Origin of the sequence: Saccharopolyspora sp. NPDC049426 (genome assembly GCF_040676935.1) — a bacterium.
Lineage (GTDB): Bacteria > Actinomycetota > Actinomycetes > Mycobacteriales > Pseudonocardiaceae > Saccharopolyspora.
This window is the reverse complement of record NZ_JBFAPZ010000003.1, coordinates 59,062-83,374: the sequence shown is the minus strand read 5'-3', so window position 1 is coordinate 83,374 and position 24,313 is coordinate 59,062. Positions and strand designations below refer to the sequence as shown.

The window sequence follows — 24,313 nt, the reverse complement described above, 5'->3', positions numbered from 1 at the left end:
GGGCCCCCATCGTGAAAGAGGTGGTGCCCCGGCCTTCCGGGGCACCACCCATCAGCGCTTCTTGTGGGGTCCCGACTCCGGCGGGACGCGCGGACCGGTTTCGAGCAGCGAGTTCGCCCTGCCGGATCTATGCTTCTGCTGATCGGAGGAAGCGTTCTCGTCCTCGTACCTCGCGGGCGTGCGCTGTGCGAGCCCGTTGCGCACTCGCTCGGTCAACTGCCGGATCCGGTCACCAAGCATGGTGCTGATCCCTCTCAACCGTTCTCGTACTGCAGTCGCTTCAGCAGCATCTGCTTGCCCTGTTCACCGGCCTTCACGTTGTTGTCCTGAATCCGGTGCAGCCACTTGGCGAGTTCGTCATCGCCTTGCGACTCGGCATCCTTGACGTACTGGTCCAGCATCCACGCGTGGTGCAAGGACAACTGCAACACGGTGATGAGGTTGTAGTTCTTGTCCTTCACCGGGCTTTCGGGTTCGCCGGCCATGGGATTCCTCCTCGTCGCGGATTTCCGCTCGCACCTCTGGGGTTGGCAGCGGCGGAAGTGGTCAAACCCGGCGCGGGGGCGTTTCACCCTCGGTGAGGGCTCAATCGGCCAGTCATTGACTCTTCGTGCGCAGTCATTCGGCTGTGCGTGGGAATGTTCTTGATTTTCCCCGCAATTGCTGAGAGCCCGGGCACAAAACGTGTCGATCTCGGCGAATCGGGTGGCACCTTCGTGTCGGTTTCCGAGCAGAACTGCGCCGGAAATCGACCATTCGCCTTCCGGAAAGGAATTCCACGTGCGCGCAGCCGTGGCCCCGATGTTCCGCGCGCTCCGACATCCCAACTACCGCCGCTGGGCGGTCGCCGATCTCGTCTCCGTCACCGGTGCGTGGATGCAGAACCTCGCGTTGAACTGGTTCGTGCTCGTCAAGACCGGTTCGCCCGGACTGCTCGGGCTCTCCCTGCTGTTCCAACTGCTGCCCGGCGTGCTGCTGGGCTCGGTGGCCGGCTCCGTCGCCGACCGGTGGCCGACCAAGCGCGTGCTGCTGGTCACCCAATCACTGCACGGCGTGCTCGCCGTGGTGCTGGCGGGGGTGGCGTGGGTCGACGGCCCGCTGTCGGCCGTCTACGCGCTGGCGCTGGCTGGCGGGGTGGTGACGGTCTTCGACGGCCCCGCGCTCGGCCGCTTCGGTTCGCAGCTGGTGCCGCGCGAGGACTTGAGCAACGCGTTGGGCCTGGGGTCGATCCTGAGCTCGGGTGGCCGGATCCTCGGCATGGGGTTGGCCGGCGCGCTGGTGGCCGTCACCGGCGTGCCGCTGCTGTTCGTGATCAACGCGGTGAGCTTCGGCGCGGTGCTGCTGGCGATCGGCAAGGTCCGGGAGGAGGGGATGTTCCACCTCGCGACCAGCACGGCGGAGCGGACCGGCATCAAGGCGGGCGTCCGGTACGTGCTGGGCCACCGGCCGCTGGTGCTGATGTTCCTGCTCGGTTTCGTGCTGTCCTGCCTGGGCCGCAACTACCAGGTCACGATGGCGGCGATGAGCGAAGGCCCGCTCGCGGCCGGGCCCGAGGGCTACGGGATGCTGTCAGTGATCTTCTCCGCCGGGACGGTTCTCGGCGGCTTCGTGGCGGCGGCCTGCAAGAACTTGACGCTGCGGTTGGTGCTGTGGAGCGCGCTGGGCACCAGCGTCCTGCAGTTCTTCAGCGGCGCCACGCCCACCCTGTGGAGCTTCGCGACGCTGCTGGTGCCGATCGCGATCGGTGCGGTGGTGCTCGACACCGCCACCAGCACCCGCATCCAGCTCGACACCGATGAGGACATGCGCGGTCGAGTCCTGGCGGCCAAGGGAATCGTGACGGCCGCTTCCGGCGCCATCGGTGGCCCGTTGCTGGGCTGGCTGTCGGAGTTCGCCGGGCCCGGACCGGCGTTGGAGATCGCCGGCGCCGCCACCGTCGTGGCCACCGCCGTGGCCTGGTTGCTGTTCGCCCGTTCCCCGCAGCGCCGCGCCATGCCCGCCGAGCAGCGCTGGGCGCGGCTGGCCGGGGTGCACCCCACGCCACCGCAGCCCGTGCACCCACCGCTGCCCGGTAGAGCGACAGCGCGACCCGGCCGCGGGCCGCGGTGGACGCGACCGGGGCAGCGGATCACCGGCGGACGTCGTCGCGCCGCCCGCGAGCGTGCGCATCAGCCCACGTAGCGGCGCGCGGCGGAATGGTGCTGCGGCTCCTCCAGCAGGCGCAGACCGCGTTCGACCTCGGCGGGCACCACGTGGCGTTCCCGCAGCACCCAGGGGCACGACCGCAGCGCTTCCAGCACTGCGGTGGCCGTGCACCGGTCCTTCGGAGCCGAACGCAGGACCTGGGCGGTGCGCCGCAGAGCGCTACCAGCCGGTCGGCGCAGCCAGGCGGTCAGCAGCGTGTTGCGGATGCCGAGGCCCCTGCGCCGTCGGGGGTCCCGCGCGCGGGAGGGCGCGTGGTGGATCAACACGTCCGGCGACCAGCACAACCACCAGCCACGCGCTGCCAGGTCCAGGGCCAGCAGCTCCTCCTCGCCGCCGAGCCACAGCCGTTCGGAGAACCCCCCGGCTTCGCGGAAGGCGCTGGTGCGGAAGGTGGTGAGCCCGGCCATCACGCTCAGCAACGCCGGCCCGGGCAGCCAGTGCGGCGCGGGCACCGGTGAGGAGCGCAGCTCCGGGGTCAGCGGGTCCTCGACGAGATCGGGTTCGACCAGGCAGCGGCCCATGACCGCGCCGATCTCGGGGTGGCGGTCCAGCAGCTCGGCCGCCCGCCGCAGCGAACCCCGCTGCCAGCGCGTGTCGTCGTCGCAGAAGGTCACGTGCTGCGTGCGGACGCGGTCGACGGCGACGTTGCGGGCGCACGCGCCGAGGTTGCGGTCCTGCACCAGAAGCTCGACCTCGGGGAAGTGTCGCCGCACCGCCGAAGCCGTGCCGTCGCGGGAGGCGTTGTCGACCACGATGATCGGCGCCGCGTCGGGCAGCGCGGTCATGTGATCGAGGGTGCGCAGGAGCTCCTCGCGGCGTTCGTGCGTCGCGATGACCACAGTGGTCCCGTACATGCTCACCTCCGCGTCAACGTGGGCAGAGATCGGCGCACCAGGTCCTCGTCGTGGTCGTCGAACGCGTGCGAGCGGTGCGCGTAGAGGCTCAGCGCACCGGCGGGGAAGACGGGGTCCAGTGGCACGATGAGCAGGCTGTGCAGCCGCAGCTCGCGGGCGCGGCGGGCGAAGTCCGGCCAATAGGTCCTGATCTGGCTGAGATCGGCGAGCACCGCGCGCTGCGAGGTGGCCACCTCCACGCTCGGGCCCTTGCCGATCCGCAGCTGGTCGACCTCCAGGGACCGAGCACGCTCGTCGGTGTGGGCGAGGACCGCCGGTTCCGGGGCGGTCGTGCCGAGCACGGCCATGTCGGCGTGCGGGACGTACCGCAGCAGCTCGGAGAGCTGGGGGGCGTGGGACGGGATCTCGTAGGTCGTCATGACGTCTGGGACTCCACGGCGGTCAGCTCGTGCTCCACTCGCCGGGGGAGCCGCCGTCTGCGGCGCATCGCCATCGGGAACCGCCGCAGCGCACCGGCGACGGCAGGCCGGGAGCGGCGCAGGGCGCGCAGCGTCTCGGACGCCGCCGCCGACGGGGATCTGCGCATCCAGGAGATCAGCAGGTTGTTGCGCAGTTCCAGGGCTTCCCGCTCGGAAAGGCTCAACCGGGCGTCGGACGGGTGGTGGTGAGCGAGGACGTCCTCGGCGTAGATCAGTTCCCATCCCGCAGCCGCGAGATCGCACGCGAGTAGCTTCTCCTCGGCGCCGAAGAAGAGCATCGGGTCGAAGCCGCCGACCTCGTGGAAAGCTCGCCTCCGGACGACGGCTGCGCACGCCGTGAAACCCAGCACTCGCGGGCCTGGCAGCTCCGCCGAGCTCCGCAGCGGTGAGCGCGCCATGAGGTCGTTGACCGGATCGGTGCGCTCGAGCTCGCCGACCAGGGTCTTGCCCGCGATCAACCCCACGTCGGGGTGGGCGGCGAAGAGTTGTTCGGCGCGCGGCAGCGCGTCGTGCTCCCACCACGAGTCGTCATCGCTGAAGGCGACGTGCTCGGCCCGGCAGTTCAGCACACCGAGGTTGCGCGCGGCTGCCCCGAGGTTGTGCGGCGCGCGGATCAACTCCACGCGCGGGTGCAGCTCCGCGACCGCTTCGGCGGTGCCGTCGGTCGAGGCGTTGTCGACCACGACGATCCGCGGGCGCGGACGCAGGTCGAGGAGGTTGCGCACGGTGCGGAGCAGCTCGTCGCGCCGGTTGCGCGTCGCGATCACCACGTCGGTGTTGATTCGTCGATCCATTCTGCACTCCCGGAGAACGGCGGCGGGGAGCCACCTTCTCGCGGTTACCCGCACCGGGCGCGAAAAACCCGCAGTCGCTCGCGCAGCGTGCTCGAACGCCCCGGATGGCCTCCTGCGGAGGCGAAACTCGTGCGCACATGTGTAGGGGAGTCGCTTCGCTGGGTAGCGGTATGGACGGGCGTCGCCGATGCGGACGCCGATCGCACCGAGCAGGACGACACGCGGGAGGCGCAGCTGTGCTCGTTCCGGTTCCGCACGCAGCACCCGCTCTTCCCCGCCTGCGGCACCACGCCGAGGTGGGACGGTGAAGGGCCGGGTGCTGGTCGCGCGCCAGGACAACCTCGGCGACGTGCTGCTCGCGGGTCCGGCGGTGCGGGCCGTGGCGGCGCACGCCGAATCCGTGGTCATGCTAGCCGGACCGCGCGGTGCGGCGGCGGCGGAGATGCTGCCCGGCGTGGACGAGGTCGTGACCTGGTGCGCGCCGTGGATCGACCCGGAACCACCGCCGGTCACCGAATCGGCGATCCACGAGTTCTCCGAGGTGCTGCGCAAGATCGACGCCGATTCGGCGGTGGTGTTCACCTCGTTCCACCAGAGCGCGCTGCCGCTGGCGCTGCTGCTGCGGATGGCCGGTGTGGAGCGGATCGCGGCGATCAGCGAGGACTACCCGGGATCGCTGCTGGACGTGCGGCACGGGGTCGAGGGTGATCCGCCCGAGCCCGAACGCGCGCTGTCGCTGGCGCGCGCCGCCGGATTCGAACTGCCGGACGGCGATGACGGGAGGTTGGCGGTGCGCCGCCCGCTCCCCGACGTCGGTCACCTCGTCGGCCGGCGTCGTTACGTCGTGGTGCACCCCGCCGCTTCGGTCCCCGCGCGGGAGTGGCCGATGTTCCGCTGCCGAGGGGCGGTGCGCGAACTGGCCGCGGCCGGACGGGCGGTGGTGGTCACGGGCGCACCGGCCGATGGGGAGCTGACCGCACAAGTTGCCGGGAACGTCGGAGTTGACCTCGGCGGGCGCACGAACTTGTGGGAGCTGGCGGCGGTTCTCGACGGCGCGGACGCCGTCGTCGCGCCCAACACAGGGCCTGCGCACCTTGCCGCGGCCGTGGGAACACCCGTGGTCTCGTTGTTCGCACCCGTGGTCAGCGCGGCCCGCTGGGCTCCCTACGGCGTTCCGCGGGTCGTGCTCGGCGAGCAGTTCGCCCCGTGCCGCAACACCCGCGCGCGGTACTGCCCGGTGCCCGGCCACCCCTGCCTGACGCTGGTGACCCCGGAAGAGGTCGCCGCCGCGGTCGTGGAGGTGACGTCATGACGAGCTTCCGAACACCCGCCACCGCACCGATTTCGCAGGGAGGACTGCGAATCCTGGTGTGGCACAGGCACGGGTCGTGGACGACGTCGTTCGTGCACGGGCCGCACACCTACCTGGTGCCCGCCACCGCCGATCGCGGGCCCGACGGGAGAGGGCGCTCGCAGACCGTCACGTGGCCGGACAACGCCGTGGAGGTCGAACCCGGCCGGCTGCACGACGAGCGCATCGACGTCGTGGTGCTCCAACGCCCCGACGAGCTCGAACTCACCCGGCTGTGGACCGGCCGCCGACCGGGCGTCGACCTCCCGGCCGTCTACGTGGAGCACGACACACCGCGTGGTCCCGCGGGCCCCGACCGGCATCCCGTGGCCGACCGCGACGACATCCCGATCGCGCACGTCACCCACTTCAACCAGGTGTGGTGGGACAATGGGCGAGCGCCGAACACCGTCATCGAGCACGGGATCGTCGATCCCGGCCACCGCTGGACCGGAACCGTGCCGCGCGCCGGGGTGGTGGTCAACGAACCGGTGCGGCGCAGCCACATCGCCGGAACCGACCTGCTGCCCCGATTGAGCCGGGGCGCGCCGCTGGACGTGTTCGGCATGCAGGTGCGGGACCTCCCGCAGGTGCTGGGCTGCGATCGCATCACGCCCCACGACGATCTGCCGCAGCCGAAGATGCACGCCGAACTGGCCGCTCGCCGCGTGTACCTGCACCCCTACCGGTGGACCTCGCTCGGGCTGGCGCTGCTGGAGGCCATGCACCTGGGCATGCCGGTCGTGGCCGTCGCGGCCACCGAGGTCTCCGAGGCCGTGCCGCCGGAAGCGGGTGTCGTCTCCACGCGGATGGACGCGCTGATCGACGCGGTCGCCGCCTTCACCGCTGATCCGGACCGTGCCCGGGAAGCCGGTGAGGCGGCCCGGCGAGCGGTGCTGAGCAGGTACTCGCTGGAGAGGTTCTTGACCGACTGGACGGCGCTGCTGCACGAAGTGCGCCGGTGACCCGAGGAGGTCGACGTGAAGCTCGTCATCGTGGGCGACGCCCTGCTGGATCTGGATCTGACCGGGAGCGCCTCCCGCCTGTGCCCCGACGCGCCCGTGCCGGTGGTCGACGTCGAGTCGCGACGGGGCAGGCCCGGTGGAGCAGCGCTCGCCGCGGGGCTGGCCGCGGACCAGGGCATCGAGGTGACCTTGATCAGCGGCCGCGGTGCTGATCCCGCTGGTTACGAGATCGACCGCCTGCTGCCGGCCGGCGTCCGCTTGGTGGACCTGCCCTTCACCGGTGGGACGCCCAGCAAGACCCGGGTGCGCGCCGGCGGCCAATCGGTCGTGCGGCTGGACTCCGGCGCGGGAGTCGTGCCGGACGTGGTCCCGGGGCCGGCGGTCGTGCGGGAGCTGCGCAGCGCCGATGCCGTGCTCGTCGCCGATTACGGTCGCGGAGCCGCGAGCAACTCCCGGCTGCGCCACGAGCTCTCCCGCCTGCCGCCCGGCACACCGATGATCTGGGACCCGCACCCGCGAGGAGCCGCGCCGGTGGCCCGGGCGGACCTCGTGGTGCCCAACGAAGCCGAAGCGATGCGGTTCAGCGGCATGACCGCGCAACCGGCGGGCGCGATGGCGCTGTGGCGCGAGTGGGAGTGCGGAGCGGTGGCAGTGACCATGGGTGAGCGCGGCGCCGCGCTCGCACCGGCCGGTGAGCTGATCGCGGCACGAGAGTTGGACACCGCGACCGACACCTGCGGCGCCGGGGATGCTTTCGCCGTTGCCGCCGCCCTCGCGCTGGCGCGGGGGGAGTCCACATCGGACGCCGTCGCCGACGCGGTGCTGGCGGCCAGCCGGTTCGTGGCTTCCGGGGGCGCCGGTGCTTTGACCGCTGGTGATCGACCGGTGTCCGAGAACGGTCTGGACGTGGTCGAACGGGTCCGGGAGCGCGGCGGCCGGCTCGTCGCGGCAGGAGGCTGCTTCGACCTGCTCCACCCGGGCCACGTCGACCTGCTCGACCAGGCCAGGCGGCTCGGTGATGCTCTGGTCGTCTGCCTGAACTCGGATGCCTCGGTCCGCAGGCTCAAAGGAGCTCCGCGCCCGCTCGTGGGCGTGGAGGACCGAAAGTGCCTGTTGGAGGCGCTCGAATCCGTCGACGCCGTCGCGGTCTTCGAGGAGACCACCCCATGCGAGCTGCTGGCCACCATCAGACCGGACGTGTGGGTCAAGGGCGGCGACTACGAACCGTCGCGGCTGCCCGAGGCGAAGGTGGTCGAGCAGTACGGCGGCGAAATCGTCCGGGTCCCGCTCGTCGGCGGGTACTCGACCACTCGAATGTTGCGGAACCTGCTGGAACTGGACGTCAATCGGGAGGAACTCCATGAACAGGCCGGGTAATGTCGTGATCACCGGAGGCGCTTCGGGCCTCGGTGCGGCGGTCGTCGATGCGGTGATCGCAGCCGGTGGGACCCCGCTGGTCCTCGACCGCGAGGAGCCCTCGGCACCGGTGAAGCACGCCCAGGTCGACCTGGCCGACAGGCGAGCGGCGGAGCGCGCGGTGCGCGACATGGCCGACACCGCCGGTGGTCTCGACGGCGTATTCACCGCCGCAGGCACCGATGCCTGCGGTTCGCTGCAGTCGGTCCCCGCCGAGGACTGGGAACGCGTGGTGGAGGTCAACCTGCTGGGCACCGCCGCCGTCGTGCGCGCCGCCTTGCCCTACCTGGAGGAAAGCCGCGGCACGGTGGTCACCTGCTCGTCCACGCTCGGGCTCAAGGGCTTGCCGGATGCATCCGCCTACTGCGCCTCGAAGTTCGGCGTCGTCGGCCTCTCCCGGGCGCTGGCCGCCGAGCTCAGCGGCCGGGTCGGGGTGACGATGCTGGTGCCGGGCGGTATGCGCACCGCGTTCTTCGACGGCAGGCCCGAGCAGTACAAACCACCGCAGGACGCCAAGCTCAACCGGCCCGAGCACGTGGCCGAGGCGGTGCTGTTCGCACTGCGGCAGCCGGCCGGCTGCGAGGTCCGCGAGCTCGTCGTGTGCCACTCGGAGGAGTCGTCATGGCCGTGAGAGAACTGCGCGCCCGAGTGCTGGGACAGGGGCTGACCGCCATCGCGGTCGCTGCGGGCCTGGCCTGGAGCGGGGTCCGGGTGAGCTGCGCGCGCCCGGACCATGCGGCGATGGCGAGCGACCCGGGGCTGCAGGAGCTGATGTGGAGCCTGCACCGCAGCGGTGCTCTGAGTTTCGATGAGTTGCCCGATCCCGACGCGGTGTTCGTCTGCGGTGCCGAGGAGGTCGTCGCTCCACCGGGCAGCTCCGTGATCAACTGCGCGCTGCCGCCGTGGGAGTCCACTCGGGACCTCCAGGAAGCGCTGGGTAGGCCGGTGGTCAGCAACCCGCAGCTGCTGCGAGAGGGTTCTGCGCTGGAGGACTTCCTGAGCGCGGACGTCGCAGTCCTCGGAGCCGACGACGCCGAGGCGCTGGTGCGTGCCGACGTGGTCCTGGCGGGTGTGCCCGTCCTGCCGCTGCACTGCGACGTCGACAGCGCCGACCTCGTGCTGCGCGCGACCAACGGGCTCCTCCGAGTGGAGCGCGAGTACTTCGACGAGCTGGCCGAGCTGTGCCGCGCGGTCGGAGCGGACGTCGACGGGGTGATCGAATGCGTCCGCACTGACCCGCGCATCGGCGCGGGTTCCGGGCAGCGTTGTGCTCCGCCGCGGTGCGGTCCTGGGCCGAGGGCGGGAGAAGCCCAGCCGCCACCGGTGCTCGCGGAGCTCGAGACCTCGTGACGGCGAAAGGTTTTCGCAGGAGGGCCGATGGACGCAGGGCGGATCGTCGTGGTCGGTTGCGGTTACGTGGGCCTCACCACGGGCGCTTGCCTGGCCAGGCTCGGCCACGACGTGACCTGCTGCGACGTCGACGGCGAGAAGATCGCGCGGCTGCGCCGGGGCGAGGTGGACATCCGCGAGCCCGACCTCGGCGAGCTCGTCGCGGCGGGTGCGGCGGCAGGTTCCCTTCGCTTCACCCAGGACGGAGCACGGGCGGTGACCGAGGCCGAGTTCGTGTTCCTGTGCCTGCCGACGCCGATGGGCACCGACGGGGCCGCCGACCTCAGCGCCGTGGAAACCGTCGCCGGCGAGATCCGCGAGTCGCTGCCGCGCGGAGCTGTGGTGGTCACCAAATCGACGGTGCCGGTGGGGACCGCGAAGCGCCTCACCCGGTTGCTGGGCCGCGAGGACGTCGCGGTGGTCAGCAATCCGGAGTTCCTGCGCGAGGGCTTCGCGGTCCAGGACTTCCTCCACCCGGCGCGCGTCGTCGTCGGTGCGCAGGACCAGCGGGCGGCCGAGCGCATCGCCGCGCTTTACGACCCGCTGGAGGCACACGCGGTCCTGATGGATCCGGTCAGCGCCGAGCTCGTCAAGTACGCCGCCAACGGCTTCCTGGCCACCAAGCTCTCCTACGTCAACGACCTCGCGGAGCTCTGCGAGCGCACCGGTGGAGACATCGAGGCCATCACGGAGGGGATGAAGCGCGATCGTCGGGTCGCACCGTCATTCCTGAGCGCCGGGCCGGGGTGGGGAGGTTCCTGCCTGCCCAAGGACACCGCGGCGCTGCTGCACACCGCCGATTCCGTCGGCGTGGCGTTGCCGCTGCTCGGTGCCGCGGTCCGCGCCAACGCGCACCACCAGGCCCGGGTGGTGCAGAAGGTGGTGGACTGCTGCGGTGGTGACGTGTCGGGTGCCCGGGTCGGTCTGCTGGGCCTGACGTTCAAGGCGGGCACCGACGACCTGCGCGACTCACCAGCCCTCGCGGTCGCGCGGATGCTGTCGGATCGAGGCGCGCGGCTGCGCGGCTACGACCCCGCGTGCGCGCAGGGGACCGAAGTGGAGCGCATCCGGTGCGTGGCCGATGCGTACCTGGCCGCTGAGGAGGCCGACGTTCTGGTGCTGCTGACGAACTGGGCCGAGTTCGCGGTGCTGGACTGGGCGAAGGTCGTCGAAGTGATGCGAACGCCGGTTCTTATCGATGCCCGAAACCAGCTCGATCCGCGCGAACTCACGCGCGAGGGGATCACCTGGCGAGGTACCGGCCGAACGCTGCGGTGATGCGATCGGAGTCCCTCGGACTCATTCAGGTGTCCGCTGCCGCCATGTCGTCGCCGGGCCGCACCGAGGTGTTCCAGCGCATCTGCACCCGGGTGCCGCGAGCGCCGGAGGCCACCACCGACTCGTCCGCGAGCCGTTCGACCAGCGGCAGGCCGCGGTTGCGCTGCCCGTCGCCCTCGTCCGGCGCGGGCCAGGTTCCGTGGTCGGTTACTGCGACCTCCACCCCGGACTCGCTGCGGACGGCGTCCAAGTCGAGGACACCGGGAGCGTCTGCGTAGGCGTGCTCGACGGCATTGGCCATCGCCTCGTCGGTGGCCAGCGCCAAAGACTCGACGATCGTGTCGCGGAGGTCCGCGGCGCGGGCCCACTCACCCACTTCGTCGCGTAGCACCGGCAGGGTGCCGGCCGTTGCGCGCACGCCATGACGCCGCAGGACCTCGACGCCCGGGGAGGCCGACTCGGGCTCGCCTGGCTGAGCGCGTGCCATAGATGCGTCCTCAGTCCGGCTCCGTTGCAGCTCTCAGGGTAGGCGAGTTCATCCGCTCACAAACCCAACGCGCCGGCGAGTGGCCCCTTCCTGTCTGCGTGGAACTCGAACTCCTGGTTCAGCGCCATGAGTTGGACCGGTCGCAGGGCGGCGGAATTGGCGTTGCGGCCAGTTCGACCTCACCGGTCGCGGTGACGGACAGAGGACGGTCCGATCGACATCGGGCTGAAAGCCCTGGACGGGATCGCGCGCCGCGGGTTGCGAACCCGCACTGACGCCGACCGCGTCGTGAAGGCAACGCCGAACACCTCGGAGTGTTGTGCACCTGGCGGCCGATCGCGGCGCTGGTAGCTCAGTTGCCGTCTGCGCTCGCCGAACACATGTCCGGCTTCCCGAGCCGCAGCAGAGTGGACCTGTGCGGTTTCCTCCAGCCTGTCAGCCAACTGATCAGAGCTGGAGATCCCGCAGAGCACCTGCGAAAGCCCTGTGGTCTTCGAGCTGGTGCACGAGAGCCAGGCCCGGTGCGCTGGCCGCGGTTGTTGCCCGACCTTCCCACCGTCTCAGATCGAGGGCCTCTAGGAGATTCGCACGCGGGGTGGCTGGGCTTCCAGCTGCTGAGTGGTCGTGCGCAGCGCGGTGTCCATGACCGACAACCTGCGGGTGCAGTTGAACGCGTTGACCCCGATCGCGGCGAGGTCCTCGGCGGTCGGGGCGAGCACCGTGGTGCTGATCCCGGCTTCCTCCAGCTCGGTGACCTCGGCGGTGAGGCGGTCGGTGATGCGTCGGCGGACCAGCCGCTCGGCGTGCGTCAGGGGGGAGAGCGGACGGTCGAGCGAATTCGCCGCCATCGGTGCCACCACGATGGCGGTGTCCACGTCCTCGTCGAGAAGCGCGTCGGCGTTCGTGCTGGAGCCGACCGCGCCGTCGACATAGCGTCGTCCCTCGATGGTCACCGGCGGGAAAAGACCGGGAACCGAGCAGGAGGCGACCACTGCTTCGGCGAGCGGTAGTTCCTCATCGGCGCCCAGGTGGAAGACCTCGCGCCGACCGCTGTCGTAGTCCGTGGCGACCACGCTCAGGGGCGAGCCAGCGCTGTGCGGGCCCGCGATGTGCTTCACGAGTTCACGCAGGGATTCCAGCGAGCCGCGACCGCACGGGGCTAACGCGGCGCACCAGTGCATGAGGGGAGCGCCGAGAGGATTGGTCAGGCATTGTGCCAGCAGTCTGGGCGAGGCCAGACCCGGAAAGCTCCGCGGGCTGCGCAAGAGCAAGGGGTTGGCGCAGTTGAACCCGTGTTCGGCTAGGTCGCCCTCGTTTGGATGACGCTGGTTGGCGTCGAGTTCGCGCGCGCTGATGCCGCAGGAGAGCATCGCGGATATCACGGCGCCTGACGAAGTGCCGACGATCGCGTCGCACAGGCGGGGGTCCCACCGGCCGACTGTTTCCAGGGCGCGCAGCGCGCCGATGCTCCAGCAGGCTCCGAGCACACCTCCGGCTCCTAGCACCAGCCCGATACCGGGCCCGGGGTTCGTCGAAGCGGGACGTGCTTCATTTTGCGTGGACATGGGGCCTCCGTAGGGTCGGACCATCCCGTCCTCCCATACCGGTTACCCGTGATCGGTCCGATGAACGCGTACTTCGGTGAACGTGCCTGCAGCGGGTGACCGGAGTGAGAGGCGCCCCGGCGTGAGAAGTGGTGTGTGCTGTTCGGCCGCGGCGGTGAAGACCTCGCGGTCCACCGGGGACTCCTCGTGATGCGATAGTCCCCGCCCGGCAAGGTGGTAGTGCGCTTCGGCCGAAGTCAACTCGCCCGCTGCGGGACAGTCCCGCTGCGGGCGCGGAACTGTCAGAACCGCAATCTGTGGTATCCCCAGCCCTCTGGCCGTCGGGCTCCGCCCGGCACACGCCACCGGAACAGGACCCGCGAGAACGGGTAAGGCCGGCGCCTGCTCATCCGCACGACTGGGGTGGCGGTTTGACCGGTAGCGGGTTGACCGCAGGTCCTTCCAGGACTGTGCCGTCCACCGTGAACCGGGAGCCGTGGCAAGGGCAGTCCCAGGTGGTCTCCGCCTCGTTGAAGCGCACCAGGCATCCCAGGTGCGTGCAGCGCATCGAGACGCAGTGCAGCAGGCCACCGTGGTCGCAATAGACCCCGGTGCGTTCCGCGCCCTCCCGGATGACGGCCGCGGTGCCGGGCTTCAGCTCTCGCACATCGGTGGCCGTCGCGGGGGAGACCCGGTCGGCGACGAAGTACGCGCCGGCGCGGAGGTTGTGCCACGCCAGGCGCGGCCACGACCCGGGCGACAGCCGTGCGGGGGAGAGGGCTTCCGCCCACGGGTTCTCCTCGCCGTTCAGCAGGTCGGCGAGCAGCTTACCGGCGAAGGTACCACCGGTGAGCCCCCACTTCATGAAGCCCGTCGCCACGAAAAGCCGCGACGAACTCGGCAAGTACGGACCGACCATCGGGAACCGGTCGGTCGGGACCAGGTCCTGCGCCGACCACCGGTGCGTGATCTCGGCGATCGGCCAGTGCTCCCGGGCGAAGGCTTCCAACCGGGAGAAGGGCTGGTCCTCGCTGGTGAGCTTGCCGGTTTGGTGTCCTTCGCCGCAGACCACGAGCTGGTCGCCGCGTGAGCGCAGCGACCGGGTCGGCTCCCCTGCGGTGATCGACAACCCGCGCGGAGGTTCTTCTCGCAGACGTGCTGCGACGCAGTAGGACCGCTGCGCCTCCAGCATCGCGAAGTACAGCCCGCGATCCCAGACGGGAGCGTGCGTGGTCACCACGACGCGGTCGGCCGTCAGCGTGGCACCGTCGGTGGCGATCTGGCACGGCGACCCCTCGGTCAGCCGAAGCGCCCTTGTGCGTTCGTAGATCGCGCACCCGCCGCCGTGGAGCTGGCTTGCCAGGTGGCGGGTGTGGCCCACGGGGTCGAACGCGATCTGGTCGTCAAGCCTGGCGGCAGCGGTGACCGGGAACGGGAGTTCGGACAGCTCGTCGGCGACCACCGGCAGACCTGCTTCCCGCGCTGCGTCGATCTCCTGCTCCACCGCCTGTGAACCGCTCTCGTCGACCGCGAAGGTGTAGGCGGGTCGGCGCTGGATCTCGGACGGGACACCCAGCCTCGCGATCTCCTCGACCGCCGCGGCGCTCGCGGCGGCGTAGACCTGAGCGGCCTCGACACCCCGGTTTCGCCGGATCGTGGAATAGATCGTCGACTGCAACGCGGTCGCTTTCGCCGTGTTGTTGCCCGTGGCGCCGGAGGCGACGTGGTCGGCCTCGATCACGGCGACCGTCGCCCCGGAGCGTTTGAGCAGCACCGCCGTGGTCATCCCGGCGATGCCGCCGCCGATCACCGCGACGTCGAACGAAGCCGGATCGCGCAGCGGGGCGTGTTCGGCGTGCGGCGGCTCCAGCCATGGCGAACTCACGTGTCACAGCACCTTTCGTCAGCACCAGTTCCCCAGGAGTTGATTTCCCCGTCGCATCGCCCGCGAAACCACTCGGTGCTTCGCCTCGATGCCTCGCGGTGGTCGATGGTTCCCCGATGAGGAGTGCGGGGAGGACGCAGGTCCGCAGTGGACAGCACCCGCCACGAGGCCGAGCGGGTCCGTCGTGTTAAGACGGCCGGTGTCCGCGCGCGCCGCAGACCTGCGCGGCGATCTCGTGGTGCAAGTCCTGGAGCTCGGCGAGCTGCTGCTGGGCGCGTTCGAGCAGCGTTCGCAGGCGTTGCGCGTCGAGGTCGGGTTCCTGCTCGGCAGCCGCGAGGAGGGTCCGCCAACAGGACGCTTTCCCCTGCACTCCCAAGTAGAGGGCTTCGATCTCGATCAAGGCGCTGAGCGGCGAACGCCGGAACACCCCTGCGTTCGGTTTGAACCGACCGGCCTTTTCGCCCAACCACGCCGCGAGGATCTTGTAGTGCGCGGTCCTGGTGCCGAGCACGGCCATGATGTTCCGCAGGCTTCGGCGATCGGCGCGGATCTCCTCGCACAACGCCCTGACTCGCGCCGAGATGCCGGGTGTTCGGCCCAGATTGGCACGCGCGGCGCGGGCGGCCAGCTCCACGCCACCGGTGGCGCCGGCGAGGTGGTCGTTGAGGTAGATCGACAGCAACTTCCGCCGTGAGATGCTCGTCGGTGGTGTTTCCACGATCGTGCCCTTTCTCGGCCGGTGCGTGCGTGACCTCGAACCACGGCTGCCGCTACCACGAGCTGATGCGCTCGCGTCGAGACCGGGCGGTACCGGGCTCGCTCATCCGGCGGTGGACCGCTGCCACGAGCCGCTCGGGCATCACTCGTGAGATCGCGACCTGCACCCGGTTGCCGCGCGAGCCGGCGATCACGGAGTCGCGCCCGGCAACCATCGCGGCGTATCCCTGACGAGCGACGGTCACGGCGCTGTCTTTGGGCCCGGATCCGATCTTCGTGTCCCGCATCCGGGCTCGGTCGAAGAACTCGGTATCGGTGGGCCCGGGCAGCAACGAGGTGACGGTCACTCCGGTTCCGCGCAGCTCCTCGCGCAACGCCTGTGCGAAGGACTGCACGAATGCCTTCGAGGCGTTGTAGACGGCCAAGAAGGGCCCTGGCGCGGTCGCCGCGATCGAGGAGGTGAACAGCACCCGGCCGTGGCCTCGCTCGACCATCCCAGGAACGAGCAGCTTCGCCAGGTGCACCGTGGAGCGCACGTTGACGTCGACCACTCGCAGTTGGTCGGTGAGAGCGGTGTCGCCTGCGAAGGATCCGCCGGCGCCGACGCCCGCGTTGAGCACGAGCGCGTCGATCGGTCGCCCGGTCGCGGTGGCCCGCCCGGCGAGTTCGTCGACGCGATCGGGCTCGGTGAGGTCGACCTGCACGGTCTCCACGCTCACGCCGAGCTGCTCCATCTCGCGAGCGGTGTCGTGCACCTGCGAGTTCTCCGCGGTGAGCAGGAGATCGTGGCCGTCCTGCGCGAGGCACCGCGCCAACTCCCGGCCGATCCCGGTCGATGCGCCCGTCACCAGGGCCATCGGAGTCCGCGTGTCCACGACTTTCCTCCCAAGCGTTCAGCGACAGGGGCCGTTTTCGGGTTGCCGGGCGTGTTGCGGCTCAAACACCCGCAGTCCGAGCGGGTGACCGGAGGTTGCCGGCTGGGTCCGACGAGCGGGTCGCTCGACGTCGGGGTCCTTCTCGGCGGAGGCGCGAGCGTACGCGCCGATGCCGGGTGGACCGGCCACGACGGTCACCCGCGCGCTGCGCGCACCGAGGTGCCCTCCAGCATCCACGTCGGCAGTCATGTGCCGATGTGGGTCGACGGTGCCGACCGCGTGGCACCGAGCCCACCGACGGAGGCCAACAGCATCGCGTCAGCGACCGGCACGGCGGTCGGCGTGCTCGTTCTGGGCCTCCTCGGCTGCGCCGGGGCCATGAAGACCGCGCGCGCGGTCTCCGACCGTTGGGCTCGGCGTCGCTGGGAGTGGGAGTGGGCGCGCGTGGAGGCCGATTGGGCCGGGCCTGGGCGAGGGTGACGTTGCCGTGCGCCTGCTGCCGAACAGCGGATCGGGTGTGCGCGCCTTCGATGGGGTAACCCGGGGTCGCGGGTCATGTGAGACGTCCAGCGGGAAGGACTGAGCGAGCGACATGGACGACATCGAGCGCGTCGACGACCGGCCGTGGTCGCCGGAAGAGGTCGCGACCATCGCCAGCGCCGTCAACCGCGCGCCGTCGGTGTACAACACGCAACCGTGGTCGCTGTTGATGCGCGACCGGGTGGTCGAGTTGTACGAGCGGGACAGCCCCGCCGAGCTCCGGCACGACACGGAGGGCAGGGACCGCTTGATCTCGTGCGGAGCCGCGCTGATGAACCTCGTGCTCGCGGTGCGCAAGCTGGGGTGGCGGGCTGAACTCCCGTCCGGGCACGACTTCAGACTCACTGGTCTCCGTCACGGGCAGCAGTCGGTCCTCGCCCACCGAGACCGAGCTCCACCGGTACGAGGCGATCGCGCACCGCACTAGCCACCGTCGGCCCTTCGGCTCCCACCCGGTCTCCGATGCTGACGAGCAAGCGCTGCTCAGCGCGGCCAAGAGCGTGCCGTCGGTGCGCGCCCAGTGGATCAGCGGCACCGAGGAAGCGCTGCACGTGGCCCGGTTGCTGACCTACGCCGCCCGCGTCCAGCACGCTGATGCGTCCTATCAGCGGGAATTGGCGGGCTGGATCGTTCAGCGCACCGAATCGGAGCGCAGCGGGGCGCCCTCCGAAGCGTTGGGCGCGCAGGGCCTCGGTGCCGTCGGGTTGGTCAGCGGAGCGACCCGCGTGCCGGATGAGGCCTGGCTGGCAGCGCGCGTCGAAGCGGAATCGGTGTTGGTGCTGAGCACGCCCGACGACGGGCTCCGTGCCCAAATTGACGCGGGCCGGCTTGGAGAACGCATGGTTGGAAGCCACCCACAGCCACCCACCGCGCGTTGGGCGCCTCCGTGATGACCCAATGCCTGCAGCTCAGCGAGGTCCGAGACGGACTCGCGCAGCGTGGTGGCGGCGGTGCCGACGTGGTTCAGGCGCTGATGCGCTTCGGCCACCCGAAATCAACGGCTGCGCGCAGTGCCCGGCGTCCGTTGGAGGAGATCTTCACCGACAACCCGCGATGAGCTCCGGCCCCTCTAGTGGACGACGACCACCGGGCACGGGGCGTGGTGCAGGATCCCCGACGCGACGGAACCCAGGAAGAGGCCCTCGAACCCGCCGCCACCACGATGTCCCACGACGACGAGACGAGCATCGCGCGCAGCGTCGACCAACCCGGCGACCGGGTGGCCTCGGTGGACGACCTCCTGGATGCGAACTTCGGGGTGCTCCTCCCGCAACGGCTTCGTCTGCGCGGTGAGCGAGCGCTCGACTTCGTGCTGCACCCGCTCACGATCCGGCGGAGTGAGCGGCAGGGCCAGCAGCCCTTCTTCGTGCCACGCGCGCAGCACGAGCAGGTCCGCACCCACCCGAGTCGCTGCCGCGAGGGCGTAGTCGACGGCGTCCTGCCCGCACTGGGAGTCATCGGAACCGACCACCACCGGGCCGGAATCGGGGGTGCTCTCGCCCACGACGGCGACCGGGCATCGGGCGTGGACGGCCACGGTCGAACTGACGCCACCCAGCAAGGCGTCGGCGAAGGCACCGCGTCCGCGCGCTCCGAGGACCAGGAGCTGAGCCTTCTCGCTCCGTCGCAGCAGTTCCTGAACCGGTTGCCCGGTCGCGGTCTCCGAGGTGACTGCGACCCCGGGGGTGCGAGCACGGCACTGCTCGGCGATCTCGTGCACGGCCCGCTCGCTCTGCGTTGCGCGTGCCGGGTCATCGTTGACGAGGACCAGGTGCAGCGCGGCGCCCCTGCGGTCGGCTTCCGCTGTCGCCCAGTGGGCGGCCCTGACGGAGCCTTCCGAACCGTCCACTCCGACTGCCACCGGCTGGTTCGGTGTCGTCATGTCGATCTCCTCGCGCCCTGAGAAGCCCCGCGTGCGTTGCGGGTCGCGCCGCTCGTGGTTTCCCGAGGCGAACGCTCACCAAACACGCACTCGCCCAGCGGGAGCCGATTTCACGCCGGTGCGCTCACGAGGTGCGAGCGCGCGTGCGAACGACGACGACCGGGCTCCTGGCGTGGTGCAGGAGCGACTGGCTCGTCGAGCCGAGCAGCATGCCGCGGAATCCACCTCTCCCGCGGGTGCCCACCACGACGAGCTGAGCGCGGTCGCTCCAGTCGAGGAGGACGCTCGGTGGACTGCCCTCGACCCCGACGCGCTCGACGTCGACATCGGGGTAGTTCTCAGCGCGGCCCGCGAGGCTTTCGGCCAGAATTCGCTCCACGTCGCCGGGTCTCTCGTGAGCTCGGCCGACACCGACCTCTCGGATCGAAGGGGCCTCGCCGGCGTGCACTGCCACCAGGGGAGCCTTGCGCCAGGACGCCTCGTCGAACGCGGCTTCGAGTGCGGCCGTGCTGGTTTCGCTGCCATCGACGCCGACGACCACCGGCCCATCGGGGGTGTTCGGATTGCGCACGATGGCCACCGGGCTGGATGCGTGGGAGGCTACGGAGCTGGCCGTCGAACCCAGCAGCATCCCGCTGAACCCACCACGCCCGGACGCGCCGAGCGCGATCATGCGAGCGGTCTTCGACATCTCGAGCAAGCGCGGGATCGGCGGTTCGCGCACGAATTCGGTGCGCACGGAAACCTCGGGGTCGATGGTGCCGGCGCGGTGCACCCCGTCGCGCAGGTGCGCACGGGCCAGCTGGTCGATCTCCTCGAACACCTCGGGCAGGTACGGCAGTCCTGGCCCGTAGAAGCCGCTGGTGTAGGGCTCGGTGGACGAGACCAGCAACAGTGACAGGTTCCGCGACGACGCTTCCTCCGCCGACCAGGCGACCGCGTCGAGCGCCTGCTCGGAACCGTCGACTCCGACGACGATCGTGTTGTTCAGATCGGTCATCCGCTTTCCCTCCAGCGCGTGCTGCGAAGCAGCAACCGTGGTGAGCCGGCCCGCAGCGGCACGGCGCTTGTTCCCGCTTCCTGTTCGGAGTGCCCCGCGACGGTCTTCGAACTCGAAATCGACGTCTCGGGGCCGGTGAGTCACCTGTGGCTTCCCCGTGCTCAGCGCGCGGCAAACTCGAACGCGAGGCGGAAGCGGTGCTCACCGCGTACCCGACCACGGCCGGCGCATGAGCGGCTTGATCGACGTCGTGCGGCAGAGCGCTTCGCGAGACGAATGATGACGAAAGGCCCTGGAGGAGGATCGGCTGTTCGTCGAACGTGGTAGCGAGCGGCCACTTGCGCGCATCGGATCTCGGTTTCACGTTCGTGGTGATCGTCGTCGGCGGGGTGCTGCAGGGCCGAACACCGCGGGAGCGGGAAGCCGTTGGTCCCTGGTGGACGTGGTAGGAGTGCGGGAGGAATGGTGACACAACCCCATGAGCGACGTCTTCTCGACCAGATCGAGCGGGAACTGCGAGCGCAAGATCCGGGGTTCGCTGAGAGGATGAGCCGCACGCGGCCACTCACGAGGGCGCGGGTGTGGATGAGTTTTCCCAGGGCAATCGGTGTGGTCGCAGCTTGCCTCGCGCTGTTGTGCCTGGTGCTCAACGAAGGTGCGGGGTTCATCACCTCTGCTCTCCTGGCCGTCGTGCTGCTGGTCTGCACGAGGTGGACGGTTCGTACCGAGTGACGGGGGCGCAGGAGCATTGGGGCGGAACCCCGTTCGGTCCAGGATTTCACACCGCATCGAGGCGTGGCGCGTGAATACCGTTTGGCCGCACGGGTATTGGCGCGCGGCGTCGTTCGGCTGGGCGTGGGCGGAGAATCAAGCACCAGCAGGAGCGATGACCGGGTTCTCAGGATAGGTCATCTTCGGTGCGGTGCACGAGTTCTGGAGTCGGAAACGTCACAGTCCGCGCTGCCGCAGACCGAATGGCGTAGGAGACTCGGCTCGTGGTCAAGCGGTAGTCCGGGATCGAGCAGTTCGCGCAACGGGCGGGACCATGACTGAGGATCAACCGCGAATCGTCGTCGGTGTGGACGGATCGCCCGGTTCGCGGGCGGCATTGCGGTGGGCGCTGCGCTACGCCGAGCCGTCCGGTGGGGAGATCATCGGAGTGCTGGCGTGGGCGCCGCCGAGCTTCACCGAGCCCGCGCCCATGCCACCGCTGCTCTTCGATGATGAGTTGAGAAACCGTGCGGAGAAGGCTCTCCGGGAGATCGTGGATGAGGTCACGGCGCCGTTGGCGACGTCGGTGCGCGTCCGAGGAGAGGTCGTCCGCGGGCACGCGGCACGTGCTCTGCTGGACCAGGCCGAGGATGCGGAGCTCCTGGTCGTCGGCAGTCGTGGGCACGGCGGGTTCGTGGGCGCTCTGCTGGGGTCGGTGAGTCGGCATTGCGTCACCCACGCACCCTGCACCGTCGTCGTTGGTCGCCCGCCGTCTGACGAGCCTGATCGCGGGCCGACGCCAACTTGACACCTTCCGCCACCCGCCGCTGCTCTACGGCTGCGCAGGTTCACCGGATGACTGCCGCGTGGTGCTCCACGGCGTGGCTCACCGAACCGAGCAGGGTGGAGCGCAGGGCTCCGCGGCCGCGGGTGCCGACCACGAGGAGATCGGTATCGTCCGCGGCGGTGAGCAGCGCGTCGGTGGGGCCTTCGGTGGTGATCAGTTCGTGGTGCGCGACGACGTCCGGTACCGCTCGGCGCATCCCGCCAGGGCAGAGGTACGCGCCCTGAGGTCCTGGTCCGCCCGCCACCAGATAGCCGTCCGGCGCGGGGGTCTGCCGCCTCCGCGTGTTCCTGCTCGACCAGGTCGGTTGGCCCTGTCGTGAGCCCAGGATCGGGCGAGATGGTGACGGGAGAGCGAAGGAGGGCCATGTCGGGCGTGTGGGCTAGTGAGCAGGAGATGCGGGAGGTGCGTGTCCTGTCCGGAAGCGCACCTTCGTTGTTCAACCTGCAGCCGTGGATGTTCCGCGAGGGCGCTGGTTGGTTGGAGCTGTTCCTGGACAGGTCGGTGGCTTTGCCCGAGACGGATCCCGACAACCGCGAGTTGGTGATCAGCTGCGGGGCTGCGCTGCACCACGCGTTGCTGTCGTTGCGCGCGCGCGGATGGCAGGCGGAGGTGCGACGCCTGCCGAGCGAGCAGGACGCCGATCTGCTGGCGCGAATAGGTGTGCTGGGCTGCGAGGAGCCTGTGCCGTCCGATCGCACGCTCGCACGTGCGGCACGGCGGCGGCACGTCGACCGTCGCCGGTACGCACCCATAGCGGTGCCGCAGGACGTGCTCCTCGACCTCGCTTCAGCGGCCTCGGGGGCGGGCATTTCGGTGATCACCGGTGATCAGCGGTACGCGGTCGCGCGGGCGTTCACCAAGGCGGCGGTGATCCATGCCGGATCCGAGTCCTACCGCGCCGAGCTGGCGAGGTGGTCAGGGCTGCCGCCGGAGGCCGCGCGAGGTGTGCCGGAGGCGAGTGCGCCGTGGCACGGGCAGCGGTACGGCGACGTCGTCGTGCGTGACTTCGGCTACGCCGAGACGGTGATCGGTGAGAGCGGTTCTGCCTTGACAGCGGGGAGTTTGCTGCTGATCAGCACTGAAACCGATGATCGCGAAGCTCATCTGCGCGCGGGGGAGGCGCTGGGAGCGGTGCTGTGCCGAGCGGAGTTGGGAGGGTTGTCGACCTGCCCGCTCAGCGAGGCGTTCGAGGTTTCGCGCACGCGCGCGGACGTGCGGCGCGAGGTGTTGGCGGATGGCGGGTATCCGCAGATGCTGGTTCGGGTCGGTTGGCCGCGGTCGACCGACCGGCCGGTGGCAACACCGCGCCGGGGCGCCGACGAGATGCTCCTGCCGGAGCGATGATCCCGGGACGGTCCGGCTCTCGGGGTCGAGTTGACGCGGCAGGTGCAACGGGTGCGTCCGGCGGCCAGATGGCCGCCTCCCGGGTTCGCGCAGCCCCTGCGGTCACATCATCAGCGCGATGCCGCCCGCGACCGCGGTGGAGGGGAGGACCAGCAACAGAGCCAGGCGCAGCGCGAAGCGCGCTCCGCCGGCCACTGCGGCGAGCACGATCTTGATCAGGGTGTTGCTCAACAGCGCCATTCCCACACTGCTGCGGAGTGCGCGTCGGCGAGACCGCCCACGAACGCGGCCGCGAGAACACCTCGTGCACCGAGCAACGCTGCCGCGGCGCGAGTCCCTGTCAGCAGCAGCACCGTCAGCGAGAACGTGACCCGAAGGGAGAGGGGCCGTTGGAAGGCCGAAGGTGCTTCGGTGCGGTTCGTCCCTTCCGCTTCGGGACCACCACCGTTGCGCCAGGCGAGCCATCCGGCTTCGAGCAGCAGTGCCATCGTACGAGCGGCCGCGGCGGGCAGCAGCCGGAGTGCGATGGCCGGCTTGGCGACGGCGGTAAGCGCGATGAGCTGGGCCAGGGTCGCAACGCTCGCCGCGAGCACTGCGGGCAGGACCGCATCCCGCACGCCCCGCCGGATCGGCGTGCCAGCACGACGGTGGTCGCCGAAGCGGAGACGAATCCTCCGAGGAAGCCGATGAGGGTGATCGCGATGACCAGCAACCAGATTCGGGAAGGGTTGAGCACTCCGTAAGGGCCTAGCGGACGGTCCGGCAACAGCGGGAAGATCACGAAGGCCACCACGAACAGCCTGATGGCGTTGGCGATGTCCTCGTCGGTGACCAGACGGGTCGCGAACCGGTGCAGAGGTCGCTTCGCGGCCAGCAGCGCCACCACGGCGACGGCGATGGGCACCGCCCACGTCGGTTGCGACCAGGACAGCGCACCCAGCAGCACGGCGGCGATCGCAGCGATCTCGGTGGTGGCGCCCAGGTCCGCTTCCTGCGAGATCCGCGAGCTGATCACGTACCAGGCGACCACGAGCACTCCGGCTGCGCTGACTGCGACGATCAGCAGAGCGGGGGGAGAGGGCGGCGGTGATCGCTCCGACGAGGCTCAGTAGGGAGAACGTCCGGGACCCTGCCGGCCGCACGGGCTGTCCGGCCGTGCTGTGCTCTCGCTCCAGGCCCAGCAGCAGCCCGATCGCCAGCGCGGTGGCGAACGAGCGCTGTCGTGGTCTCCACGCGTGTTTCCTCGGCCTAGGACCTCGCACTCGGCGCGAGCCGCACAGGGCCCACGCGTGCGCTTGCTGGGAACCTTGGTCCAGGTGGGAGGTGGCGCATCTTCGGCCCACCGCGCCGAGCGCGGACTGCACGCCTCACGTGCACGGTGACGGGAGGTCAGCCGACCGCCGGGCCGCCGCGAGCACGAGTCGCGAGCGACAACCTGCCCCGTCGGTGCCGCGCGGGAGCCGGGCCCCGCGTGCGGTGGTGCGGGAGGCCGTGCTCGCGGTGTGCGTCCGGACCGGGGTAGAACGGGCTCGGGTAATCGTCGGCGAGCCACCGCACGAGGAAGGGCGGCTCGCCGTTCGGGCCGCGCACTTCGATGATCTGCCCCTCGCAGCGGGGTCGCCCAGGTGCGTGCCTTCGACGACCAGCCGCTCACCACTTCGGCGCGCATGATCGAACCCCCGGCTCCCGTTCCGCTACCGCTTCTGGGTCTTGGGGTCGTGTTCGGCGGAAGGCGGAGTCTAGGGCCCAT

Annotated in this window: 29 protein-coding genes; 14 read left to right on the top strand and 15 right to left on the bottom strand. The window is 70.3% G+C overall.

What is annotated here, in order from left to right; translation table 11 throughout:
* Window positions 1-254: 254 nt before the first annotated feature.
* Entirely contained in the window at window positions 255-485 is a 231-nt protein-coding gene (locus tag AB0J78_RS06535) for a hypothetical protein (protein WP_132673572.1), read from the bottom strand.
* A 295-nt stretch (window positions 486-780) separates the two neighbouring features.
* Here AB0J78_RS06535 and AB0J78_RS06530 point away from each other — a divergent pair, with 295 nt between their 5' ends.
* Entirely contained in the window at window positions 781-2,181 is a 1,401-nt protein-coding gene (locus AB0J78_RS06530) for an MFS transporter (protein ID WP_363787635.1), read from the top strand.
* Here AB0J78_RS06530 and AB0J78_RS06525 read toward each other — a convergent pair.
* Genes AB0J78_RS06525 through AB0J78_RS06515 form a run of 3 tightly spaced genes read right to left on the bottom strand, consistent with a single transcriptional unit; the run spans window position 2,169 to window position 4,332 of the window.
* The gene (locus tag AB0J78_RS06525) at window positions 2,169-3,059 is read right to left on the bottom strand and encodes a glycosyltransferase (protein WP_363787634.1); all 891 of its coding nucleotides are present in this window, start codon (window positions 3,057-3,059) and stop codon (window positions 2,169-2,171) included. The genes AB0J78_RS06530 and AB0J78_RS06525 overlap by 13 nt on opposite strands.
* 2 nt (window positions 3,060-3,061) lie before the next feature.
* Complete coding sequence (locus AB0J78_RS06520; RefSeq protein WP_363787633.1) at window positions 3,062-3,478, bottom strand: GAF domain-containing protein; 417 nt, start codon at window positions 3,476-3,478, stop codon at window positions 3,062-3,064.
* Window positions 3,475-4,332 (bottom strand): glycosyltransferase family 2 protein, encoded by an 858-nt coding sequence (locus tag AB0J78_RS06515; RefSeq protein WP_363787632.1) that lies wholly within the window; start codon window positions 4,330-4,332, stop codon window positions 3,475-3,477. Before AB0J78_RS06515 ends, AB0J78_RS06520 begins: the two co-directional genes overlap by 4 nt.
* 304 nt (window positions 4,333-4,636) lie before the next feature.
* Here AB0J78_RS06515 and AB0J78_RS06510 point away from each other — a divergent pair, with 304 nt between their 5' ends.
* From AB0J78_RS06510 to AB0J78_RS06485, 6 genes are read left to right on the top strand one after another with little or no spacing between them, the layout of a single operon-like run.
* Window positions 4,637-5,644: a glycosyltransferase family 9 protein gene (locus tag AB0J78_RS06510; protein ID WP_363787631.1), complete on the top strand. Its 1,008-nt coding sequence runs from the start codon at window positions 4,637-4,639 to the stop codon at window positions 5,642-5,644.
* Window positions 5,641-6,648: a glycosyltransferase gene (locus AB0J78_RS06505; RefSeq protein ID WP_363787630.1), complete on the top strand. Its 1,008-nt coding sequence runs from the start codon at window positions 5,641-5,643 to the stop codon at window positions 6,646-6,648. The genes AB0J78_RS06510 and AB0J78_RS06505 overlap by 4 nt, the downstream gene beginning before the upstream one ends.
* 15 nt (window positions 6,649-6,663) lie before the next feature.
* Complete coding sequence (locus AB0J78_RS06500; RefSeq protein ID WP_363787629.1) at window positions 6,664-8,025, top strand: PfkB family carbohydrate kinase; 1,362 nt, start codon at window positions 6,664-6,666, stop codon at window positions 8,023-8,025.
* Window positions 8,009-8,695, top strand: a complete 687-nt coding sequence (locus AB0J78_RS06495; protein WP_363787628.1) for an SDR family oxidoreductase — start codon at window positions 8,009-8,011, stop codon at window positions 8,693-8,695. The genes AB0J78_RS06500 and AB0J78_RS06495 overlap by 17 nt, the downstream gene beginning before the upstream one ends.
* The gene (locus AB0J78_RS06490) at window positions 8,686-9,414 is read left to right on the top strand and encodes a hypothetical protein (protein WP_363787627.1); all 729 of its coding nucleotides are present in this window, start codon (window positions 8,686-8,688) and stop codon (window positions 9,412-9,414) included. Before AB0J78_RS06495 ends, AB0J78_RS06490 begins: the two co-directional genes overlap by 10 nt.
* A gap of 27 nt (window positions 9,415-9,441) precedes the next feature.
* Window positions 9,442-10,731: a UDP-glucose/GDP-mannose dehydrogenase family protein gene (locus tag AB0J78_RS06485; RefSeq protein WP_363787626.1), complete on the top strand. Its 1,290-nt coding sequence runs from the start codon at window positions 9,442-9,444 to the stop codon at window positions 10,729-10,731.
* Between the two features lie 25 nt (window positions 10,732-10,756).
* Here the strand turns inward: AB0J78_RS06485 and AB0J78_RS06480 are convergent, their stop codons facing one another.
* From AB0J78_RS06480 to AB0J78_RS06460, 5 genes are all read right to left on the bottom strand, one after another.
* Window positions 10,757-11,218, bottom strand: coding sequence for an ATP-binding protein (locus AB0J78_RS06480; protein WP_363787625.1), 462 nt, complete (start codon window positions 11,216-11,218; stop codon window positions 10,757-10,759).
* A 575-nt stretch (window positions 11,219-11,793) separates the two neighbouring features.
* Window positions 11,794-12,783 carry a patatin-like phospholipase family protein gene (locus tag AB0J78_RS06475; RefSeq protein WP_363787623.1) on the bottom strand — a complete coding sequence of 330 codons (990 nt, stop codon included), beginning with the start codon at window positions 12,781-12,783 and terminating at the stop codon, window positions 11,794-11,796.
* Window positions 12,784-13,168: 385 nt separating this feature from the next.
* Window positions 13,169-14,647 carry an FAD-dependent oxidoreductase gene (locus AB0J78_RS06470; protein WP_363787622.1) on the bottom strand — a complete coding sequence of 493 codons (1,479 nt, stop codon included), beginning with the start codon at window positions 14,645-14,647 and terminating at the stop codon, window positions 13,169-13,171.
* Window positions 14,648-14,834: 187 nt separating this feature from the next.
* Window positions 14,835-15,365: a hypothetical protein gene (locus AB0J78_RS06465; protein ID WP_363787621.1), complete on the bottom strand. Its 531-nt coding sequence runs from the start codon at window positions 15,363-15,365 to the stop codon at window positions 14,835-14,837.
* Window positions 15,366-15,417: 52 nt separating this feature from the next.
* Entirely contained in the window at window positions 15,418-16,239 is an 822-nt protein-coding gene (locus tag AB0J78_RS06460; protein WP_363787620.1) for an SDR family NAD(P)-dependent oxidoreductase, read from the bottom strand.
* Window positions 16,240-16,290: 51 nt separating this feature from the next.
* Between AB0J78_RS06460 and AB0J78_RS06455 the strand changes: the two genes are divergently transcribed.
* The 3 genes from AB0J78_RS06455 to AB0J78_RS06445 all read left to right on the top strand — a co-directional run bounded on the left by AB0J78_RS06455 (window position 16,291) and on the right by AB0J78_RS06445 (window position 17,669).
* Entirely contained in the window at window positions 16,291-16,719 is a 429-nt protein-coding gene (locus AB0J78_RS06455; protein WP_363787619.1) for a hypothetical protein, read from the top strand.
* Between the two features lie 112 nt (window positions 16,720-16,831).
* Complete coding sequence (locus AB0J78_RS06450) at window positions 16,832-17,206, top strand: hypothetical protein (protein WP_363787618.1); 375 nt, start codon at window positions 16,832-16,834, stop codon at window positions 17,204-17,206.
* 82 nt (window positions 17,207-17,288) lie between these two features.
* Complete coding sequence (locus AB0J78_RS06445) at window positions 17,289-17,669, top strand: hypothetical protein (RefSeq protein WP_363787617.1); 381 nt, start codon at window positions 17,289-17,291, stop codon at window positions 17,667-17,669.
* A 179-nt stretch (window positions 17,670-17,848) separates the two neighbouring features.
* On the opposite strand, the gene AB0J78_RS06440 is transcribed toward AB0J78_RS06445, so the two are convergent.
* Both AB0J78_RS06440 and AB0J78_RS06435 read right to left on the bottom strand, forming a co-directional pair.
* The gene (locus AB0J78_RS06440) at window positions 17,849-18,661 is read right to left on the bottom strand and encodes a universal stress protein (RefSeq protein WP_363787616.1); all 813 of its coding nucleotides are present in this window, start codon (window positions 18,659-18,661) and stop codon (window positions 17,849-17,851) included.
* Window positions 18,662-18,785: 124 nt separating this feature from the next.
* The gene (locus tag AB0J78_RS06435) at window positions 18,786-19,661 is read right to left on the bottom strand and encodes a universal stress protein (RefSeq protein ID WP_363787615.1); all 876 of its coding nucleotides are present in this window, start codon (window positions 19,659-19,661) and stop codon (window positions 18,786-18,788) included.
* 462 nt (window positions 19,662-20,123) lie between these two features.
* Between AB0J78_RS06435 and AB0J78_RS06430 the strand changes: the two genes are divergently transcribed.
* Window positions 20,124-20,393 carry a DUF3040 domain-containing protein gene (locus tag AB0J78_RS06430; protein WP_363787614.1) on the top strand — a complete coding sequence of 90 codons (270 nt, stop codon included), beginning with the start codon at window positions 20,124-20,126 and terminating at the stop codon, window positions 20,391-20,393.
* Between the two features lie 313 nt (window positions 20,394-20,706).
* On the top strand, window positions 20,707-21,180 hold the full coding sequence (locus AB0J78_RS06425) for a universal stress protein (RefSeq protein ID WP_363787613.1): 474 nt from the start codon (window positions 20,707-20,709) through the stop codon (window positions 21,178-21,180).
* A 40-nt stretch (window positions 21,181-21,220) separates the two neighbouring features.
* Here AB0J78_RS06425 and AB0J78_RS06420 read toward each other — a convergent pair whose 3' ends face one another.
* Window positions 21,221-21,415, bottom strand: a complete 195-nt coding sequence (locus tag AB0J78_RS06420) for a universal stress protein (RefSeq protein ID WP_363787612.1) — start codon at window positions 21,413-21,415, stop codon at window positions 21,221-21,223.
* Between the two features lie 167 nt (window positions 21,416-21,582).
* On the opposite strand from AB0J78_RS06420, the gene AB0J78_RS06415 reads away from it, so the two are divergent.
* Window positions 21,583-22,563, top strand: a complete 981-nt coding sequence (locus AB0J78_RS06415; RefSeq protein ID WP_363787611.1) for a hypothetical protein — start codon at window positions 21,583-21,585, stop codon at window positions 22,561-22,563.
* A gap of 102 nt (window positions 22,564-22,665) precedes the next feature.
* On the opposite strand, the gene AB0J78_RS06410 is transcribed toward AB0J78_RS06415, so the two are convergent.
* Window positions 22,666-22,794 (bottom strand): hypothetical protein, encoded by a 129-nt coding sequence (locus tag AB0J78_RS06410; protein ID WP_363787610.1) that lies wholly within the window; start codon window positions 22,792-22,794, stop codon window positions 22,666-22,668.
* A complete protein-coding gene (locus AB0J78_RS06405) occupies window positions 22,791-23,180 on the bottom strand; it encodes a DUF4010 domain-containing protein (RefSeq protein WP_363787609.1) in 390 nt (129 codons plus the stop codon). The genes AB0J78_RS06410 and AB0J78_RS06405 overlap by 4 nt, the downstream gene beginning before the upstream one ends.
* A gap of 186 nt (window positions 23,181-23,366) precedes the next feature.
* On the opposite strand from AB0J78_RS06405, the gene AB0J78_RS06400 reads away from it, so the two are divergent.
* A complete protein-coding gene (locus AB0J78_RS06400; RefSeq protein WP_363787608.1) occupies window positions 23,367-23,675 on the top strand; it encodes a hypothetical protein in 309 nt (102 codons plus the stop codon).
* A gap of 277 nt (window positions 23,676-23,952) precedes the next feature.
* Here AB0J78_RS06400 and AB0J78_RS06395 read toward each other — a convergent pair whose 3' ends face one another.
* Window positions 23,953-24,153 carry a DUF1918 domain-containing protein gene (locus tag AB0J78_RS06395; protein ID WP_363787607.1) on the bottom strand — a complete coding sequence of 67 codons (201 nt, stop codon included), beginning with the start codon at window positions 24,151-24,153 and terminating at the stop codon, window positions 23,953-23,955.
* Window positions 24,154-24,313 lie beyond the last annotated feature (160 nt).

What these genes read in the sequence shown, in the direction of transcription:
- AB0J78_RS06480 (WP_363787625.1), bottom strand. Translation starts at nt 11,218, where the DNA reads ATGGCACGCGCTCAGCCAGGCGAGCCCGAGTCGGCCTCCCCGGGCGTC.
- AB0J78_RS06475 (WP_363787623.1), bottom strand. Translation starts at nt 12,783, where the DNA reads ATGTCCACGCAAAATGAAGCACGTCCCGCTTCGACGAACCCCGGGCCC.
- AB0J78_RS06490 (WP_363787627.1), top strand. Translation starts at nt 8,686, where the DNA reads ATGGCCGTGAGAGAACTGCGCGCCCGAGTGCTGGGACAGGGGCTGACC.
- AB0J78_RS06520 (WP_363787633.1), bottom strand. Translation starts at nt 3,478, where the DNA reads ATGACGACCTACGAGATCCCGTCCCACGCCCCCCAGCTCTCCGAGCTG.
- AB0J78_RS06535 (WP_132673572.1), bottom strand. Translation starts at nt 485, where the DNA reads ATGGCCGGCGAACCCGAAAGCCCGGTGAAGGACAAGAACTACAACCTC.
- AB0J78_RS06440 (WP_363787616.1), bottom strand. Translation starts at nt 18,661, where the DNA reads ATGACGACACCGAACCAGCCGGTGGCAGTCGGAGTGGACGGTTCGGAA.
- AB0J78_RS06485 (WP_363787626.1), top strand. Translation starts at nt 9,442, where the DNA reads ATGGACGCAGGGCGGATCGTCGTGGTCGGTTGCGGTTACGTGGGCCTC.
- AB0J78_RS06515 (WP_363787632.1), bottom strand. Translation starts at nt 4,332, where the DNA reads ATGGATCGACGAATCAACACCGACGTGGTGATCGCGACGCGCAACCGG.
- AB0J78_RS06505 (WP_363787630.1), top strand. Translation starts at nt 5,641, where the DNA reads ATGACGAGCTTCCGAACACCCGCCACCGCACCGATTTCGCAGGGAGGA.
- AB0J78_RS06420 (WP_363787612.1), bottom strand. Translation starts at nt 21,415, where the DNA reads ATGCGCCGAGCGGTACCGGACGTCGTCGCGCACCACGAACTGATCACC.
- AB0J78_RS06525 (WP_363787634.1), bottom strand. Translation starts at nt 3,059, where the DNA reads ATGTACGGGACCACTGTGGTCATCGCGACGCACGAACGCCGCGAGGAG.
- AB0J78_RS06400 (WP_363787608.1), top strand. Translation starts at nt 23,367, where the DNA reads ATGGCGTTGGCGATGTCCTCGTCGGTGACCAGACGGGTCGCGAACCGG.
- AB0J78_RS06450 (WP_363787618.1), top strand. Translation starts at nt 16,832, where the DNA reads ATGGACGACATCGAGCGCGTCGACGACCGGCCGTGGTCGCCGGAAGAG.
- AB0J78_RS06430 (WP_363787614.1), top strand. Translation starts at nt 20,124, where the DNA reads ATGGTGACACAACCCCATGAGCGACGTCTTCTCGACCAGATCGAGCGG.
- AB0J78_RS06415 (WP_363787611.1), top strand. Translation starts at nt 21,583, where the DNA reads ATGTCGGGCGTGTGGGCTAGTGAGCAGGAGATGCGGGAGGTGCGTGTC.
- AB0J78_RS06495 (WP_363787628.1), top strand. Translation starts at nt 8,009, where the DNA reads ATGAACAGGCCGGGTAATGTCGTGATCACCGGAGGCGCTTCGGGCCTC.
- AB0J78_RS06425 (WP_363787613.1), top strand. Translation starts at nt 20,707, where the DNA reads ATGACTGAGGATCAACCGCGAATCGTCGTCGGTGTGGACGGATCGCCC.
- AB0J78_RS06435 (WP_363787615.1), bottom strand. Translation starts at nt 19,661, where the DNA reads ATGACCGATCTGAACAACACGATCGTCGTCGGAGTCGACGGTTCCGAG.